The organism is Moraxella caviae (genome assembly GCF_002014985.1).
GTDB classification, from domain to species: Bacteria; Pseudomonadota; Gammaproteobacteria; order Pseudomonadales; family Moraxellaceae; genus Moraxella; species Moraxella caviae.
This window is the reverse complement of the sequence record NZ_MUXU01000075.1, coordinates 1-19076: the sequence shown is the minus strand read 5'-3', so window position 1 is coordinate 19076 and position 19076 is coordinate 1. Positions and strand designations below refer to the sequence as shown.

Below are 19076 nucleotides of genomic sequence, written 5' to 3'. Positions count from 1 at the left end.
GTGGGGATGGTATCTACAACACCAAACCGATTTGTGGTTTAAATTAAAGAACAATAAGTAGGTTGGGTTGAGTGAAACGAAAACCCAACAAATTCAAGAGTTTATCTTAAAAATATTGAGCTATGCTTCGCCAACCCAACTGACGATTTATCGCTAAACCAGCCTACAATTTACCATTTACCATCAAACCAACTTACAAATTATCCAACCTAAGCGGTTTTTGGCGTTTTGCCAAGCACATTCATCGCCACCCACGCAGGCCCGATGAGCAAAAATTGCAAATCCTCAAAGAAAGACGGTTTTGCGCCTTCAATCTTATGCCCCACAAACTGCCCCACCCAAGCAATCGCAAACACCGCCGCCCAAAACCACGCATTCACAGGCAATAACGCCGCACCAAAGCACAGCACGATAAACACCAGCATGGCAACAGCAAGCGACACCGATAAGCGCACATAAAACCACAGCGCCAGCACGCTGATACCCACCGCCAGCCACCAAGAAATATGCGTCAATAAAGCAACAATCGTCAGAAAAATAATCGGCACGCAGACATAATGAATGCGTTTATTGGTGGCGTTTTTGTGGCTGGTGGCATATTCTTTGAGCCACACGTCCAGTGGCTTGGCAGAACGAAATAATTGGCGCAACATCATCAACTCCTTGATTGGCTTGGCTGAAATTTGATTTTTTAAGAATTTAACTTGGCTAAAAATTGACTAAAAGTTAGCCGTGTAAAATACGATACTACAAAGATTGCTCGCTTGCAAGCACCATTACGCCTTTGCCAGCTGCTCGCTGCGATACCAGCCGTACAATCCCACCACCGAATTGATTTGGTAAATCACCGTTTGAATGGCGAAAATGTAATTATGCGTCATCAAATTGACCAGCAACCACACAAAATTCACCGCAATCCAAATCCACCAGTTGAACGAATAACGCAAAATCATGGTCGTCTGCGCGGCGATGGACAGCACAAATGCCGCCACATTAATCCAGAAAAAACTGACCCCAAACAGCGTCTCGCCATCTTTGGCAATCACGCCAAAACCCTTGGCAAACAGCCAATCGTTAATCACAGGGAATAAAAGCAGCCCCACCACCACAAACACGATGGTGATAAGCCAAATGGCATGATTTGCCGACTTTGGAATCATCAAGCCGTCATCGCCTGTGTGCTTGTGCCAATGCCATGCGCCATAAGCGTGCGTGAAAAAATTAAACAGCGGCGCAAGCATAAGCCCCACTGCGCCAGCGGTCGCTTGCACCACCACTTCGCCAGATGTCGCCAGCATACCAAAGCCATTGCCCAGCACGTTTTTACGAAACGACAAACCTACCACGCACAAAAGCCCAACGACAGACACCGCCAAATAAAACCAGTCCAAAGCCGTCTGCGTGGTGGTGAACCAAAATCCCAAATACAACGCCACCACACCGCAGGCAAACCACAGCAAAATCCAATGCAAGCTCCAATCTTGCTCGCCTTGACCTGTGATGTTATCCAAAAGGCGAATTTTCATGGCGCATCTCCTTCGGTGCTTGTGGCAGACGCATTGGCGGTGAGTGCGTCTTTTGTTTGAGCGTGTTGAACTTGGGTAGCTTGGTTTTGAGCGGATTGGTTTTGAGCGGATTGGTTTTGGATAAATTGGCGCAAATCGGCAGCATCTGGCGGCACGTCATCATACAGCCACGCATCAATCATCGCCACCGCTTGCTCGTAGCGTTTGTGATAATCGGCATCGTCAATCAGCGCAGGTGCAATGCCATGGCGCATGAAAATTTCGGCAAGCCGCCCACGAAAGCGCGCCCTTGCGTCATCATCACCCAAAGAGCGCATTCCGTCCGCCACCCACGCCACATTATTATCCAGCATGATGGTCAAATCCAGCCGCACGCTGTCGGCAAAGGCAGCCACCACGCCATCGGTTTTGCCTTCGTATTCTTCACAAAACGCCTGCGTGGTTACAAAATCCGTATCCACAAAAGTAACAGGTGCACTGGCGTGGCGTGTGGCGTGATGAATGGCATCGGCATGGCGCGCAGCAATAATGGCATAATCGGCAAACTGCAAACCCACTTCCGTACCGCCCAAATCGCTGTGCGTGTACAACCTGCCCATCTCAGGGGCAAACGTTGCGCCATAGTGATTGGCAAGTTTATGCACAAGCGTGGTTTTGCCAGAGCTTTCACCGCCGACAATGCACACCGTCTTGGTGTAATTTTGGCGTGCGGCTGGGTGAATGGCGTGAAAATGAGTGGCTGGATTGGCAAAAATCGCCTGCCCATCAAAGCCGCCATCAGGCACCGCACAAAATGCCAAATCCGAATGTACGTCCGCTCGTGCAAACACACAAAAATCGTCCGCTATGCCTTTCTCGTCATGAGATGAAAGCGCACGCAAAAGACGCTCTTTGAGCTGCTTGGCGCTGATTTGCGCTGACGCTTCATCATAAGACCACGCCACGTCCGAAAGGTGCGGCGCAAATTCTGGACTGTCTGCGGTGTGAATTTTGACAAAATCAAAAAACTCGCACGCCACTTGCAAATGCCGCGCCTTATCCGCAAGCGTTACCCGATAACGTGGATTTGGTGCAGGACGTGGCAAAACCACGATGTGCAAAGTCTTAACCTGCCCAGCCGCCCACACGATTTCACGCAGCTGCCCCAAATTAAGCGGCTCAAAATAGCCCATCAGCACACCAACGGCGCAAGAATTTTTGGGCGTAGGATTTGATGGCGTATTCATGGACTGTCCTAAAATGCTGATGAATTGGGCGAACTAAAAGGCGAAAAATAAGGCGAAAGCGCACAAAACAAAACCCCGCAGGCGCAGGGTTACGTTCAAGCAAATTTCACTTGCTTTGTGCTTTTCATCACAAACAAGGCTTAGGGAGCGCCCAAAGCCTTGTGCGTCTTACTGAGCGGCTTCTGCGCTGGCTTCGGCTGCCACAGGCTCTGCTGCTGGATGCTCGCCTGCTGGGCGCAAGAATGCAGTAATCGCAATCAAAAGCACCATCGCCAAAAATAGTACGATACCGACCAGTGCGTGTAGAGTTTCTTTGGTTGGGTTATTGTTTGAAGCATCGTGTGCCATAAGTCACCTGTCAATAAGATGGATTGGTTTTGCTCTATTATATCTAATTTTTATGATTTTGTACAATTCCGCTTGGCAATTATGGGATTATTTTGGCAATATTTTTGTATCATCGCCCAAAATCACCCACTTGGCTGGCAAACTTGTGCAAATTTGGCGGACGAACCACCAAATTTACGCCAAATTCACCATCAATCACGCACACCTTCGCCTGTGTAGTAAGTTTGCGTGCGGCTCGTGCGCTTGCTTTGGCGGTGCGCCACAAGGCTTAGCAGCACCAGCACAAGGCTAATCGCCAAAATCGGATAGCTGCCAAAGCGCACAAATGGGGTCGTGCCAGTAAAGGTTTCCACCTTGCCACGCAGCACCACACGCTCAAATTGCGGCGCGGTACCCATGATTCGCCCTTTTTCGTTGATGAATGCCGTTACGCCTGTGTTGGTCGCACGCACGAACGGTCGCCCTGTCTCTAGGCTACGCATTTGCACCATTTGTAGGTGCTGCCAAGGGCCTGCGCTCGTGCCAAACCATGCGTCATTAGACACGGTGAGCAGAAAATTACTGTCTTTGGCGTTTTGGCGTGTGGTCTCAGGATACGCCACTTCATAGCAAATCGCCGCGCCCAATTTTTTGCCTTTGATGGTGAATGGCGCTTGATTTGGATTGCCTTTACTGGTGCTTGCGACGTTTTGCATACCTGCCAAATTCGGCAAAATATCAAACAGCCCTGCCATCGGCACATATTCGCCAAACGGCACAAGATTTTGCTTATGATACAAGCCCTTGTCAGCCCCACGCAGCATGACGCTGTTATAAAATTTATCGCTTTCACGGTATAAAATGCCAGAAATCCATGCGCTGTCTGCCTTAGTGGCACGTCTTTCTTGGCGGGCGATGTACTCTTGGGCTTCGTCTTGAAACAGCGGAATCGCCGCTTCTGGCCACACCACCAAATCCTGCCCCCATTCGCCACGAGACAGCTGATCATAGATGGCAAGCGTGCGCTCACGGTATTCGGTGAGCCATTTGATGTCTTGGGGAATGTTGCCTTGCACCAAAGACACCGACAATTTCTCGCCCGTTGGCTTCACCCACGACACGCCAGCTGCCGACAGCACGGCAGCGATGGCAAGCAAAATCACGCTGATTGCCATAAAGCCCACATGGCGGCGCACAAGCTCCACAATGCTTGCGGCAAACAGCACCACCACAAAGCTGATGCCAAACACGCCAAAAATCGGCGCAAGCTCGTTAATCCACGCCTGCTCAGTGAACGCATAGCCGACAAACAGCCAAGGAAAGCCTGTCAAAAGCCACGTTTTTAGCCATTCTTGCAGCACCCAAAGCCCAGCAAACGCCAAAGGCTGCCTGCCCAAAAAACGCACAAACAGCCACGCCATCACGCCATGAAACAGCCCCATGACAAACGCCATTGCCCCAATCATCAGCACCGCAAGCCAAGGCGCAATCGCCCCATATTCATGAATGGACGTGTAAAGCCAAAATGCACCCACCGCCCACAAGCCAAAGCCGTAAAACTGCCCTGTCCAAAAGGCGCGCTTGGTACTGACATCGCCCAAAAGCAGCGCATACAGCACCATCGGCGAGACAATCGCCAAGCCCCAAATATAATGTGGCGCAAGCGCATAACTAAACACCGCCCCAGCCAGCAAAGCCAGCAACAAAGCGATAATGGTCGGCAAACGAAACTGCACCGACTGGCTGCGGTGCGTGGTCGGCATGGCGGGGTAATCAATAGGTTTGGCGGCGGATTTAATCATGATTTTTGGTTGGTTTTGGCAACTTTTATTCGTGTATTCGTGGGTTAAATTGCGTGGTTAATTTTGATATTTGCTTTTAACAATGGGTTTTGATAACGGATTTTGACAATCGTATCAATGCACGGTTACTTGGCGGTAAATTTATGATGATTTTAAGATGATGATAAATTTAGCAAACCATCAAGCACGCTAAGCAAACGTGCGATTGTAGCAAATTTTCAGCGCTTTGTGTGCGTCATTATGCAAATAGTGGCGATAAATTTGTCAATCTTGCAAATTGGCGATGAATTGGTTGGTGAATTCTTAGTCAAGCCGCTTGGCAAACGGCTGGGCAATTTGCTAAAAAATGGCTTAAAAACGCAATCACGCCATCTTTTACGCCGCCTTTTTGTCATCAATTCGTCATCACACCATCACAAAACCGACACATTCTCGCCCTATACTGCTGGCAATCAAGCAAGACAAAAGCCGTAAGCCGTTTGACTTGCTCTATTTTCGCAATTTTTCTCTTATTTTCGTCAATTTTACCAAAAGGATCAGCCACATGGGTAAGCCATTAGCCAGACTACACGCCGAACACGACATCACGAACCAAAGCGACAACTACGCCTTTAGCCAAATCGCCGAACGCCTACTGTCTCGCCGCCGCGTGCTGCAAGGCATGGGACTAAGCGCCGCCGCTGCCGCCTTGCCAACGCTCGCTTCTGCCAACGCCAACATCAAAGCCACTGGCGTGCGCGCCAAGACGCTCGGCTTTAAATCCGTGCCGTTTTCCACCGAAGATGCGGTCATCGTGCCAGAAGGCTACACCGCGCGTGCCTTTTATAAATGGGGTGATGCGGTGGGCATCGCAGGCAATATGCCAGCTTTTAAAACAGACGCTTCCAACTCAAGCGACGAGCAAGCCGTGCAAGCAGGTATGCACCATGACGGCATGGCGTTTTTCTCGTTGCCATTTGGCTCGCAAAAATCCAACCGTGGACTGCTTGCCATGAACCACGAATATGTGGACAACGGACTGCTCTTCACCGATGGCACGGCAAATTGGTCGGCTGACAAGGTGCGCAAAAGCCAAAACGCCATGGGCATTTCGGTGATTGAAGTGCGCAAACACAATGGCGAATGGCAAGTGGTGCGCCCATCGCAATTTGCTCGCCGCATCACACCGCACACCTTGATGGCGCTGACTGGCCCTGCCGCTGGACACACACAAATGCAAACCGCTGACGACCCGCGCGGCTTGTATGTGCGTGGCACCATGCAAAACTGCGCCAACGGCAAAACGCCTTGGGGAACGTATCTGACTTGCGAAGAAAACTGGAGCGATATTTTCGTGCGTCCAAGCGGCAACATGACCGACAACGAAAAACGCTACGGCATTGGCAAAAGCGAAGACGGCTATCTGTGGAGTCAGTTTGACACACGCTTTAACACCGACAACACACCAAACGAACCAAACCGCTTCGGCTGGGTGGTGGAAATTGACCCATTTGACCCAGAATCCATTCCTAAAAAACACACATCGCTTGGGCGTTTCAAACACGAAGGCGCAGAGATGATCATCACGCCATCAAACCAAGTGGCGGTGTACATGGGCGATGACCAACGCTTTGAATACATTTATAAATTCGTCTCAAAAGACAAATACAAGCCAAACGACCGCGCGCATAACATGAAACTTCTGTCCGAAGGCACGCTGTATGTGGCACGATTTAATGACGATGGCACAGGTGAATGGCTGCCGCTTGTGCATGGGCAAAACGGCTTAACTGCCGAAAATGGCTTTGCCGACCAAGGCGAAGTGCTGATTAAAACTCGCCAAGCCGCCGACGTTCTGGGCGCAACGAAAATGGATCGCCCTGAGTGGATTTCTGCTGACCCATTTGTCAAAGGCAGCCTGTACTGCACGCTGACCAACAACAACCAGCGCGGCGCAGAAGGCAAGCCTGACGTGGACGCTGCCAACCCAAGAAAAGACAACCGCTTTGGACATATCATTCGCTGGCTAGAACAAGATGGCGATGGCGCAAAAACTCGCTTTAGCTGGGACATTTTGGTGCTGGCTGGCAACAAAATGTCCACCAAGAAAAACCATCAAGGCAACATCAAAGGCGACGATTTTGGCTCGCCAGACGGCTTGGCGTTTGACTACCGTGGCGTGCTGTGGGTACAAACAGACGTGTCGGCAAGCACCATCAACATCAAAGATTATGCCGGCATGGGCAACAACCAAATGCTTGCCACCATTCCAGAAACTGGCGAATTCAGACGCTTTTTGACCGCACCAAATGGCGCAGAAGTAACAGGCATCGCCTTCACGCCAGACAACAAAACGCTGTTTATTAACATTCAGCACCCCGGTGAACCAGCCACTGGCGACAGCGACCCTGCCAATCCTTTGGCGGTGTCTATGTGGCCAGACGGTCCAAATGGCGGTCGCCCACGCGCAGCAACGGTGGTCATCACCAAAGACGATGGCGGCGTGATTGGCAGCTGATTTATGTTGGTTTAAATAGCCAAATCAATCAAACTTGAAACAAAAAACGATCACATTCGTGGTCGTTTTTTTAATGAAACCACCGCTTGCAAATCCACAAAACAAGAAATTTTAGCGCAAGCGATGACACAAGCGAAGTTTTTGTGTATAATATGCACCACTGGTGATGTGGCTGAGTGGTTGAAAGCGCACGCCTGGAAAGTGTGTATACGTTAATAGCGTATCGAGAGTTCGAATCTCTCCATCACCGCCAAACTCTTATATCATGCCCCGTCATGTATTGCCACGCAATATCAAAAACCATCAAAAACCCTTGCAGTTATTGACTTGCAGGGGTTTTTTAATTCTCAATGATTGTCATCTGCTATCACCAACTGGCTTGTAAGTGCAGAATAATAAGGGTAAAATTAGGGGTAAAATTATTTTTTGATACCGTTTTTTACCCTTATCGCCAAAATTGGCAAAAAAATTTTACCCTTATGGCAAGAAAAAACACCCCAAAATCTTGGGGTGTTTTTGTGGAAAATTACAGCTCTTTTAACTGCCCCACACTGCTTTTCACTTTCTCAATCTGATGAGCAAGCTCGGCAAGTTTGGCTTTTTCAGCTTCCACCACAGCGGCAGGTGCTTTCGCCACAAAGCCTTCGTTGGCAAGTTTGCCTGCGATTTGGTCGTGCTGCTTGGTGAGTTTTTCTAGGTCTTTATTTAGGCGCGCCAATTCTTTGGCAGGGTCAATCAAGCCCTTCATCGGCACAAACACACTCGCTGCGCCTACCACACTTGATGATGACAGCGGCACTTCATCGCCATCGGCAAGCAGCGTCAAGCTCTCAACTTTGGCAAGCGCCTTAAACAGCGGCTCAATGCGTGCAATTTGCTCACGCTCAGTATCGCTGATGTTTTGCAAAAGCACCGGCAAACGCACGGCGTTGCCAAGCCCCATTTCACCGCGGATATTACGCACCGCACCGATTAAGCCTTGTAGCCACGCCATGTCATTTTCGGCTTGCTCGTTGATTTTATCGGTATTACACACTGGATATTGCGCCAGTACGATGCTGTCGGTGGTTTTTGCGTCTTTGAGCATTGGTGCAATGGTTTGCCAGATTTCTTCGGTCAAAAACGGCATGATTGGGTGCGCCAAACGCAGCGCCGCTTCTAGCACCGCAAGCAGCACTCGGCGCACTTCAGCCTTGCGCTCGTCCGCCACGTCATCGCTGTTTAGTACAGGCTTGGCAAGCTCCACATACCAATCGCAATATTCATTCCAAATAAAATCATAAATGCTTTGGGCGGCGATGTCCAAACGATAAGTCTCAAATGCCGTTTGCACCGCTTTTTCTGCCTTTTGTAGGCGGCTGACAATCCACTGTTCAGGCAGCTCCCACAGCGCAGGATTGGCGGCGGTGGCGATTGGCTTGCCTTCTACATTCATCAGCACAAAGCGTGTGGCGTTCCAGATTTTATTACAAAAATTACGATAACCTTCCACACGTTTTAGGTCAAACTTAATATCACGACCCGTGCTGGCAAGGCTGCAAAACGTAAAGCGCACCGCATCTGTGCCGTAGGCTTCAATGCCATTGGCGAACTCTTTGCGGGTGGCTTTTTCAATCTTGGCGGCGTCTTTTGGATTCATCAGACCCGTGGTGCGCTTGGCAACCAAACTTTCTAGGTCAATGCCATCAATCAAATCCAATGGGTCAAGCACGTTGCCCTTAGATTTGCTCATTTTTTGCCCTTCGCCATCACGCACCAAGCCATGCACATACACGGTTTTAAATGGCACTTGTGGCTTGCCGTCCTTGTCTTTGACAAAGTGCAGCGTCATCATAATCATGCGCGCCACCCAAAAGAAAATGATGTCAAAGCCTGTTACCAGCACGCTGGTTGGGTGGAAAGTTTGCAATACTTTATTGCTCAAATCTTTGTCGTTATCGCCTGTCCAGCCAAGTGTGCTAAACGTCCACAGCGCCGAGCTAAACCAAGTATCCAGCACATCTTCATCTTGGCGAAGTGGCGTATCACCCAGATTATGCTTAGCACGCACTTCAGCTTCATCACGCCCCACATAGACGTTGCCTGCATCATCATACCACGCAGGAATGCGGTGTCCCCACCACAGCTGGCGGCTGATACACCAGTCTTGAATATCACGCATCCACGCCATGTACATATTAGTGTACTGCTCTGGCACAAATTTGATGTCGCCATTTTCCACCGCATCAATGGCAGGCTTGGCAAGCGGTGCGATTTTGACATACCATTGGTCGGTCAAAAGTGGTTCAACGATTTCACCTGAACGATCACCACGCGGTGCTTTTAGCGTGTGCGGTTCAATCTTTTCAAGCCAGCCTTCGTTTTCGGCTTGCTCTACGATTTTTTTGCGTGCCACAAAGCGGTTTAGCCCCACATAGTCGGCAGGTGCGGCGATTTTTTGTGCATCATTCACGCCCACTTTGGCATATTCGTCAAACTGCGCCAAAACGTGCGCATTGGCATCAAAAATGTTGATGAGTGGCAACTCGTTGCGCTTGCCAAGTTCGTAGTCGTTAAAATCGTGCGCTGGCGTGATTTTCACACAGCCTGTACCAAAATCTTTTTCCACATAACTGTCAGCAACGATTGGCACTTTACGCCCTGTTACTGGCAAAACAATGTGCTTGCCCACCAAATGCGCATAACGCTCATCTTCAGGGTGTACCGCCACCGCCGTATCGCCAAGCAGCGTCTCTGGGCGCGTGGTCGCCACCACCAGATAATTTTTACCGTCCAGCGTTGCCACATCATCAGCAAAAAAGTACTTAAAATGCCACAGCGAACCTTGCTCTTCTTTGCTTTCCACTTCTAGGTCAGACAAGGCGGTGTGCAGCTTAGCATCCCAATTCACTAGGCGCTTGCCACGATAAATCAGCCCTTCTTCGTGCAGGCGCACGAACACTTCTTTGACCACATCGGACAAATCGCTATCCATCGTAAAACGCTCACGGCTCCAGTCCACCGATGAGCCAAGACGGCGAATTTGGCTGGTAATTGTACCGCCTGATTGCTCTTTCCATTCCCACACTTTTTCTACAAATTTCTCACGCCCTAAGTCGTGGCGGGTGATGTTTTGCAAGCCAAGCTGACGCTCCACCACCATCTGCGTGGCAATGCCTGCATGGTCGGTGCCGGGCTGCCACAGGGTGTTATAGCCCATCATGCGGTGATAGCGGGTCAGCGCGTCCATGATGGCGTTGTTAAAGCCATGCCCCATGTGCAGGCTGCCTGTTACGTTTGGCGGCGGCAAGGCGATAGAAAATGACTTATCTTTGTCCAAAGTCGGCTTAAAATAGCCTTGTTCTTCCCAAGTATCACGCCATTTTTTTTCAATGTCGGCTGGGGAATAAGTAGTCGCAAGTTCGCGCATGGTGTTTGTCATGGGGTTTCTCTGTTGTGTTTGCTGTGATGAAATAAAAATGAAAGGTAAATGGGGGATAGTATAGCAAATTTTTGCACAGTTTTGGGGATTTGTGGGTGGCTTTGGCGCAAGTTAGACGCTTAATATATACGGTAAAGTCAATTCAACTTAAGACAAGCCAGCAATATGACAAGCCCAAGCTTAATTGACAAACCTCAACACAGCTCACCAAATCCACCCACAAACACCGTCAATCAAACCATCTTCCACGCCATTCTGGCTTCGTCCACATCGTCTGGCGTGTGGGCTGTGGCTTTGGTGTGTGGGTTTTGTAAAAATTCTTTTAAATCAATGGCTTGTAAGCTATCCAGCGCATCAATCAGCGCGCGGTAGCTTGGGCGCATGGCAATAAAGTGGCTCGCGCTCGTCTGCGTGATGTCCGCGCGGCACATGGCTTCAAAATCCGCCGACACCTTGCGCAGTCTTGGCACGCCTGCATAGCGTGAAGCCCCCACCGTACGGTGCGACAGCTCCGCCAAAGCCGCTCTATCCCTGTCTGCCCACGCACGCTCCAGCAGGCGTTTTTCGTTTTCGGCATCGTCAATCATCATCTGCAGCAGCTTTTGTGCCAAATCCGCCTTATTTGCCGAACGCTCCAGCGCATCCGCCCAGTCAATATCCGCCAAAGTCGCCCCTGCCACGCTTGGCGCAGCTTGTGCTGATGGCTCACTTGGCAAGCCAAAGCCGTCTTTGGCAGCCAGCTCATACGCCGACAAAGGCTCGCTTGGCTCATCGCCACGGTGCAGCCATTTCTCCAGCGTCTGCACCAGCTGCACATGACCGATGGGCTTGCCCACATAGTCATCAAGCCCTGCCGCCACCAAGCGGTCTTTTTCGTCCGAAAGTCCGTGCGCTGTCAGTGCGATAATCGGCACAGGCTTGGCAAGGTGCGCCTGCTCAATCTTACGAATCTGAATGCTTGCTTCTCGTCCAGACATTCTTGGCATTTGAATGTCCATAAAAATCAAATCAATGGGCGGCGCTGACCCTGCCACCGTCTTACTCATGATTTCAATCGCATCAAAGCCGCTGCCTGCCGTTACCACTTCCACGCCCAGCTCGCCAAGCAATGCGTCCAGCACCAAAAGATTGGGTAGATGGTCGTCCACCGCCAGCACACGCACGCCAGCAAAGCGGTGCGGATTGGCAGCCGCCTGCGTGCTTGCGTCTTTGCGGTTTGAGAGCATGGCGTACAGCTGGCGTTTATCCAGCGGCTCGTGCAAGGCGTGCGTGTGGTATTTTTCCAAAAGCGCATTATCAATGCCGACTTGATAACCATAAGTCGCAAGTCTGCCTTGATAGCGCAAGCGAATCTGGCGCAAAATCGCACCCACGTCATCTTGGGCAGCGTCTTGACCAAAATTATCCACAATCACCCAGTCAAATCCGTGCTGCGGATTGTCAAGTTGTTCTAACAAATCCGCCAGACCAATCGCCAGCGTGATTTGCACATTGCTCATCGCAAGGCTCGCTTTTAGCACCTGCACGGCTGGTAAGTGGTTAATCCACACCAAAAGCGACAGCGGCTTGCCATCACCAAGTGCAGGCAGCTTAATGGCGGCTGATTTATCATCAAGTGCTTCGTCATCATGCGCCACGCCAGTCGGCATTTCAAACCAAAAAGTCGTACCTGTCTTGGCGACATTTTCGCTGTTATTGTCATAAAAGCCAATGCTGCCGCCCATCAGCGCAGTCAGCTGCTTGGAAATCACCAAGCCAAGCCCCGTGCCACCATAGCGGCGCGTTACCGACAAATCTCCTTGGCTAAAGCTCTTAAACAGCTGCGCCTTATCCGCTTCGCTCACGCCCTTGCCTGTGTCTTCCACAGCGATGTTTAAAAAATCTGGCGTATCGCTGGATAGGCTGACACGCACCACCACGCCGCCTGAGTCGGTAAATTTGATGGCATTGCCCACGAGATTTGTTAAGATTTGCTTAACACGCAAACTGTCGCCCACGACGTGCGTTGGCACATCATGATAAAACAGCACCGCAAGGCGCAAGTGCTTTTCTAGCGCAGCAGGCGACAGCATATCCACCACATCATAAATCGCTGCGTACAAATCAAACTCATGATGATCCAGCACCAATTTACCCGCTTCAATCTTAGAAAAATCCAGCACGTCATTCACCAATGCCAGCAAATGCGCCGATGATTTTTTGATGGTTTGCACATACAAATTTTGCTCACTGGAAAGCCCTTGCTTGCGTGCCAAAAGATTGATAAAGCCGTCAATGCTGTTTAGCGGTGTGCGCAGCTCGTGGCTGATGTTCGCCAAAAATGCCGATTTGGCTTGGCTGGCAGAAATGGCGGCATCGCGCGCATTACGAATGGAGATGTTTTGCATTTCCATCTCGTCAAACGCCTGCTGCAAATCACGCTCGGTCTCTTCAGCGTGGTTTTTTAGCTCGGTAAAACTTGCGTCCAGCCTTGACAGCGCACGCATAAAATCCTTTTGCAGTAGCGCAAATTCACCGTCTGCACGCACCACCGCTGGCTTGGATAAATTCTCTGCCGTCAGCCGCTGCAAATACAAGCGCATTTCGTACACAGGCTCAATCCAGCGCTTAGCATAGCTGTTTAGAATCAAAAGCAGCAGCAAAATGGTAATCAGCCCCGTGATAGACAACGCCAAAAGCACCCGATAATAAGTGATGGTCAAAGGCTCATTATCCATCTCAATCAGCAGCCAAAAGCGCTCATCGCCCACGCTGATTGCCTTGCCATAAGCCGTGCCGTGCGCCACAGGCAGCCTTGCCACACGGTTTGCCGTGGTGTCAAACTCACCCCAATCCGCCTGCGCATTCACACCAGCCGCCAAAATTGGTGCGCCTACCGCATCCGCCAACGCCACACGCTGTACTTGCGGTAGGCGCAGTTGATTGAGTTTATCAATCAATGCAGGCACATCGATGGCGTGCGCTGCGTCTGAGGCGTTTTTGGGCAAGTTTTGAGATGAATTTTGCGATAAATCTGGGGACGCATTTTGGGGTAAGTTTTGGGTCAGATTTTGGGATAAATCACCTTGTAACAACGGCTGCAACAACGTCTCATAACGCACCAAAGCTGCCTGCGCCTGCACGTCTTGCTCTGAGATGATGGCACGGCGCACTTCAAAAAACACCAGCAGTCCGCCCACCATCGCCAGCACCACAATCGGCAAAAACACCAATAAAATCAGCTGTCCATAAGCGCTGCGCAGCTTAAATCGTGGGTTTTTTAAGGCGGTTTGCGCTGATGATTGTGCGTCAGTACCGTTTGGCGCGGCTTTGGCGTTTGGATTTTTGGCGTGCGGATTTTCAGGGTTAAAAGGCGTGTTTGACATGGCGGATTTGGGTAAAATTTTGGCTAAAAACTGGGGCGAAATTTAGGTGTTAAGCTGTGTTTTTGGTGAAAATTTTGGGTAAAATTTGCATAAAAACGCACGAAATCAAACCAAAATTACCCACTTAACATCAGCCCAACGATTAGAAAAATCAATCGCACCGCTTGCCTGCTTAAAAAATTGGCAATTCTTGGGCGGCAAATGTGCGTTTGTACATTTTATCACGGTTTGCGTGGGTAAATGCACCAAAAAAGTGTGGTATAATTGCAAAACTTTATCCGCCTGACTTACCTTGAATAAAATACAGCCAAATCCGCTTGGCTGGCTGACAATCAGGCGGCAAAATAAAACCCTTTTATAAAAACACAAAGAGATAATTATGACCGATTTTAGCACGCACGCCTGCACGCTTGCCGACACCGTGGGCAGCACGCCACTGGTACGCCTAGCCCGACTTGGCAATGACACCAAAGCCGCACTTTTTGCCAAACTTGAAGGCAATAACCCAGCTGGCTCTGTCAAAGACCGCCCTGCTTTTAATATGATTGACCAAGCCGAAAAACGTGGTCAAATCAAAGCAGGCGACACGCTGATTGAAGCCACGAGCGGCAATACAGGCATTGCGCTTGCCATGGTTGCCGCCATGAAAGGCTACCACATGACGCTCATCATGCCAAAAAATTCCACCCAAGAGCGCAAAGACGCAATGACTGCCTATGGCGCAACTTTGATTGAAGTGGAGCAAGGCATGGAAGAAGCGCGCGATTTGGCGCTACAAATGCAAGCTGACGGCAAAGGCGTGGTGCTTGACCAATTTAACAATGACGACAACAAACACGCTCACTATCTCACCACTGGCCCTGAAATCTGGGCGCAAACAGGCGGTAAAATCACCCATTTCGTCAGCTCAATGGGGACGACAGGCACCATCATGGGCGTGTCAAAATACCTAAAAGAGCAAAATCCAGACGTGCAAATTATTGGCTTGCAGCCAGACGAAAACTCAAGCATTGCTGGGATTCGCCGCTGGCCTGCCGAATATTTGCCGGGGATTTTTGATGCGTCTTTGGTGGACGTGGTGATGGACGTAAACCAAAAAGATGCCGAAATTTATATGCGCAAGCTGGCACGCGAAGAAGGGATTTTTTGCGGCGTGTCGTCAGGCGGCGCAGCGTGGGCAGCGCACCAAATCGCCAAAGCCAACCCAGATGCCGTCATCGCCTTTATCGTGTGCGACCGTGGCGACCGCTACCTATCCACAGGATTGTTTGGCGTGGCGGATTAAGTTTGCAGCTTAAACTCTGATAAATTTTAAAAAGACAAAGCCGTTGGGTTTGATGTGCTTGCCACGAACGGCTTTTTAGATTAGCGAAACTCATAAGTTTGGTGAGCAACTTGTAAGTTGGGTTAGCGAAAGCGTAACCCAACAATCGAAAAAATCACGATTAAAGCAAAACCCAACTTTTAAAACAACCACTAAAATTTTTTCAGATTTTCAGCCAAACCATTTCGCCAAATTTGACACCGATTACGCCAAAATTTACACCGCTAGCTTTAACCAAAAACGCACAAACCTAAGCATAACCCACAGGACGACCCAATCATGCTGCCAAACACCCCTTTGCTCGTCTTTGACATTGAGACCGTGCCTGATGTCGCCACTGGCAAACGCCTGTATCCAGACATTCGCGCGCTGCCAGACGATGACGCACTCACCGCGCTGATTGCCCTGCGCCATGCCGAAGCGGGCAATGATTTTATGCGCTTGCCTTTGCATAAGGTTGCGTGTTTGTCGTTTTTGTGGTTTGACCAAGGCAGCTTCAATCTAAAATCGCTCACGCTCAACGAACACAGCGAAGATGAAATTTTGCGCATTTTTTTGCGTGCCTTCGCCAAAAAACCCACGCTCATCAGCTGGAATGGCGCAGGTTTTGACTTGCCTGTGCTGCTGTATCGCATGACGCACCACCGCCTAAACGCCGCCGCCTTGACGAACGCTGGCTTTAAACAAAACGACTACCTAAACCGCTACAGCGAAAAGCACATTGACGTGATGGATCGCTTCACCTTTGGCGCGTGGGGCAATAAGCAAAAGCTGGACACCATCGCCAGTCTGTGCGGTTTTGCAGGCAAAGGCGACGTGGACGGCTCGCAAGTTGTGCCGATGGTGCAGCGTGGCGAGTGGGATAAACTTGCCAATTACTGCGAATCAGACGTGCTGAACACTTGGCTGATTTATCTGCGCTGGCTGTCGGTGAACGGCAAAATCACGCACGATGACGAAAGCGCCTTGATTGCGCACACTTATGATTTTATCGGACGACTGACGGACGATGACGGCAACCTACGCCACCAAAGATTTTTGGACGCTTGGGAATTGTGATACTAAATTTAGCGGTCAAACCTGCAAGCTAAATTAGTACTTGTAAGCCCGTAAGTTGGGTTAGCGTAAGCGTAACCCAACAAATCTAACAAGCAAAACCAAATGATCAAAGCTAAATTACCAAAAACCAAGCAACCACCAAACCAACAAAAACACGCACAACGGATAAACGCACCCATGACAAACCCAGCCCTAATCAACGCTCCCAGCAAAAAATCAGGCAAAACCAACGCCCGCACCAGAAAACGCCTACAAGACGCACCGCCCATCACTTTTAGCGTGTCAGGACTTGCGCACGATGGGCGTGGCGTGGCAAGCTATGGCGCAGGCACGGACGATGCTTGCCAAGCACACCCAGCGGATAAATTGGGCAAAAAAGTCTTTGTCAGCTTTGCGCTGCCTGATGAAGTGGTGAGCGTGAAACTTAAAAACAGCAAAAAAACCTTTGAAGAAGGCGATGCGCTCGAAGTGCTTGCCAATCCACACCCAGAACGCCAAACGCCGCCTTGTCCGCATTTTGGCGTGTGTGGCGGCTGTAGTTTGCAGCACTGGCACGCCGATGGGCAAATCGCCTTTAAACAAACCGTGCTTGCTGAGCTGCTCACTCATCAAGCTGGCGTACAGCCTGAACACTGGCTGCCGCCGCTCACCGCCGACCGCCTAGGCTACCGCACCAAGGCGCGCATGGGCGTGCGCTATGTGGAGAAAAAGCACAGCGCACTGGTAGGTTTTCGTGAACGCGCGAGCAATTTTCTTGCCAATTTGGACGAATGCCACATTTTAGACCCGCGCGTGGGGCAGCACATCAGCGCCCTAAAAACACTCATCACCACGCTAGAAGCACGCGACCAAATCGCTCAGCTGGAGCTTGCTGCTGGTGAGACGCTGGACGATGTGCCAGACAGCGCAAAATCGGTGGCGGTGATTGTGCGCAATCTTGCGCCGCTACCTGCTGGCGACATTGACAAACTGCAAGCCTTTTTTGCTGAGCGTCATTGGCAGCTATTCCTACAGCCGCACGGCTCAGACAGCGTACAGCGCATTGACGATGACAACGGCCGTGCCAGCAGCTTGACCGTGCCACCGACAGGCGGTTTGTTTTATCGTTTGCCAGATTTTGACGTAACTTTTGAATTTTCGCCGCTGGATTTTACGCAGGTTAATTTGTCGGTAAACCGCAAGATGACCAAGCTCGCCTGCGATTTGCTGGACTTGCAAAAAGGCGAGCGTGTGCTGGATTTGTTCTGCGGTTTGGGCAATTTTAGCTTGCCGTTAGCACGCATGGTAGGCGAAACTGGCTTTGTGGTGGGTGTGGAAGGCAGCAGCGAAATGACCGCACGCGCCGCCATGAACGCCAAAGCCAATGGCATTGCGCACGCTGAATTTTACGCCCAAGATCTCACCCAAGATTTTTCTCATCAGCCGTGGGCGACAGGCGAAAACACCTTTGATGCGCTGCTCATCGACCCGCCACGCTCAGGCGCTGCCGAAGTGATGGCATATTTGGGTAAATTTAACGCCAAGCGCATCGTCTATGTGTCGTGCAACCCTGCGACACTCGCGCGCGACACCGCCCTACTCATCGCCCAAGGCTACAAACTCACCCACGCTGGCGTGATGGATATGTTCACGCACACAGGTCATGTGGAGAGCATTGCCCGCTTTGAAAAGGTGTAAACGCCAGACAATCACGCAAAAAGCGCAGGTTTAAAATCTGCGCTTTTTTTGGGTTGGTTTATAGACTATAACACAAATCCCTTGTCGTTTTTAGCCAAATTAGCTAAAATAGCTAAAATAACATTTTGGAATCATGCCATGCTCACGCTCACATCATCACAAGCGCAAAATTCATTTGGTCGTGTCATTGACAAAGCCCAGCGAGAAGCGGTGTCCGTCACACGTCACGGTCAAGTTGTCAGTCTGATTATGTCGCCAGAAGTACTAGAAGAATATGTGGAAGCAAGATTAGCCCTAGAAGCCAAAAATCGCGGTATGCTCAGCGCCGAACAAAGCAAATCCATTCTTGATGAATTTCGTTAAAACTCATGCTAACCATTGTATTATCCAAAGAAGCGGCTGAGTTTTTACGAAAAATTCCCGTCAAGCACGCTAGGCAAATAGTCGCAAAAATTGATTTGCTGGCTAAAAACCCCACAGCAATCCCAACACGCCAATTGGCTGGCTATCCCATGCTAAGGCGCGCAAAGTCTGGCGAATACCGCATTATTTATCAGATTGTTGGTGACGTCATAGAAATCCACATTCTGCGCATCGGCAAAAGAAACGATGGCGATGTCTACAAGCATTTGGACGTGCTTTTATAGCAACATTTTTTAATCAAAGACGGCAAAAAGTTGTGAATTATTTCACCGCTTCACCCAATACAACATGTCGATAAAACTCGTTTTTATAAACATGAGACACCGATTGATTAAATTCGTAAATTGGGTCGGCGGCAGCGTAACATTATTTAAGGCAAGATATTAAATTTATTGGGTTTTCACTTCGTTCAACCCAACCTTGTATCTT

General features: G+C 50.0%; 14 protein-coding genes and 1 tRNA gene. 8 read left to right on the top strand and 7 right to left on the bottom strand.

The window, feature by feature from the left end; all coding sequences use genetic code 11:
• Positions 1-209 precede the first annotated feature (209 nt).
• The 5 genes from B0181_RS10360 to lnt all read right to left on the bottom strand — a co-directional run bounded on the left by B0181_RS10360 (position 210) and on the right by lnt (position 4881).
• Positions 210-653 carry an Mpo1 family 2-hydroxy fatty acid dioxygenase gene (locus B0181_RS10360; protein ID WP_342769699.1) on the bottom strand — a complete coding sequence of 148 codons (444 nt, stop codon included), beginning with the start codon at positions 651-653 and terminating at the stop codon, positions 210-212.
• A gap of 123 nt (positions 654-776) precedes the next feature.
• Positions 777-1526, bottom strand: a complete 750-nt coding sequence (gene pnuC / locus B0181_RS10355; RefSeq protein WP_078277418.1) for a nicotinamide riboside transporter PnuC — start codon at positions 1524-1526, stop codon at positions 777-779.
• On the bottom strand, positions 1523-2752 hold the full coding sequence (gene nadR, locus B0181_RS10350) for a multifunctional transcriptional regulator/nicotinamide-nucleotide adenylyltransferase/ribosylnicotinamide kinase NadR (protein ID WP_078277417.1): 1230 nt from the start codon (positions 2750-2752) through the stop codon (positions 1523-1525). Before nadR ends, pnuC begins: the two co-directional genes overlap by 4 nt.
• Positions 2753-2920: 168 nt before the next feature.
• Positions 2921-3100: a hypothetical protein gene (locus tag B0181_RS10345; protein WP_078277416.1), complete on the bottom strand. Its 180-nt coding sequence runs from the start codon at positions 3098-3100 to the stop codon at positions 2921-2923.
• A gap of 191 nt (positions 3101-3291) precedes the next feature.
• Positions 3292-4881 carry an apolipoprotein N-acyltransferase gene (gene lnt, locus B0181_RS10340; RefSeq protein WP_371829194.1) on the bottom strand — a complete coding sequence of 530 codons (1590 nt, stop codon included), beginning with the start codon at positions 4879-4881 and terminating at the stop codon, positions 3292-3294.
• A gap of 261 nt (positions 4882-5142) precedes the next feature.
• On the opposite strand from lnt, the gene B0181_RS10335 reads away from it, so the two are divergent.
• From B0181_RS10335 to B0181_RS10325, 3 genes are all read left to right on the top strand, one after another.
• A complete protein-coding gene (locus tag B0181_RS10335; protein ID WP_133141431.1) occupies positions 5143-5355 on the top strand; it encodes a hypothetical protein in 213 nt (70 codons plus the stop codon).
• A gap of 70 nt (positions 5356-5425) precedes the next feature.
• Positions 5426-7378 (top strand): PhoX family protein, encoded by a 1953-nt coding sequence (locus B0181_RS10330; protein WP_078277414.1) that lies wholly within the window; start codon positions 5426-5428, stop codon positions 7376-7378.
• A 162-nt stretch (positions 7379-7540) separates the two neighbouring features.
• Positions 7541-7631: transfer RNA gene (locus B0181_RS10325), tRNA-Ser, on the top strand.
• 273 nt (positions 7632-7904) lie between these two features.
• On the opposite strand, the gene B0181_RS10320 is transcribed toward B0181_RS10325, so the two are convergent.
• Positions 7905-10799 (bottom strand): valine--tRNA ligase, encoded by a 2895-nt coding sequence (locus B0181_RS10320; RefSeq protein ID WP_078277413.1) that lies wholly within the window; start codon positions 10797-10799, stop codon positions 7905-7907.
• A gap of 233 nt (positions 10800-11032) precedes the next feature.
• Positions 11033-14164, bottom strand: coding sequence for an ATP-binding protein (locus B0181_RS10315; protein ID WP_078277412.1), 3132 nt, complete (start codon positions 14162-14164; stop codon positions 11033-11035).
• Positions 14165-14543: 379 nt separating this feature from the next.
• Between B0181_RS10315 and cysM the strand changes: the two genes are divergently transcribed.
• The 5 genes from cysM to B0181_RS10290 all read left to right on the top strand — a co-directional run bounded on the left by cysM (position 14544) and on the right by B0181_RS10290 (position 18871).
• Complete coding sequence (gene cysM / locus B0181_RS10310; protein ID WP_078277411.1) at positions 14544-15449, top strand: cysteine synthase CysM; 906 nt, start codon at positions 14544-14546, stop codon at positions 15447-15449.
• A 318-nt stretch (positions 15450-15767) separates the two neighbouring features.
• Positions 15768-16547 carry a 3'-5' exonuclease gene (locus B0181_RS10305; RefSeq protein WP_245953230.1) on the top strand — a complete coding sequence of 260 codons (780 nt, stop codon included), beginning with the start codon at positions 15768-15770 and terminating at the stop codon, positions 16545-16547.
• A 177-nt stretch (positions 16548-16724) separates the two neighbouring features.
• Positions 16725-18224: a 23S rRNA (uracil(1939)-C(5))-methyltransferase RlmD gene (rlmD, locus tag B0181_RS10300; protein WP_078277420.1), complete on the top strand. Its 1500-nt coding sequence runs from the start codon at positions 16725-16727 to the stop codon at positions 18222-18224.
• Between the two features lie 138 nt (positions 18225-18362).
• Positions 18363-18587: a type II toxin-antitoxin system Phd/YefM family antitoxin gene (locus B0181_RS10295; RefSeq protein WP_078277410.1), complete on the top strand. Its 225-nt coding sequence runs from the start codon at positions 18363-18365 to the stop codon at positions 18585-18587.
• 5 nt (positions 18588-18592) lie between these two features.
• The gene (locus tag B0181_RS10290) at positions 18593-18871 is read left to right on the top strand and encodes a type II toxin-antitoxin system RelE family toxin (protein ID WP_078277409.1); all 279 of its coding nucleotides are present in this window, start codon (positions 18593-18595) and stop codon (positions 18869-18871) included.
• Positions 18872-19076 lie beyond the last annotated feature (205 nt).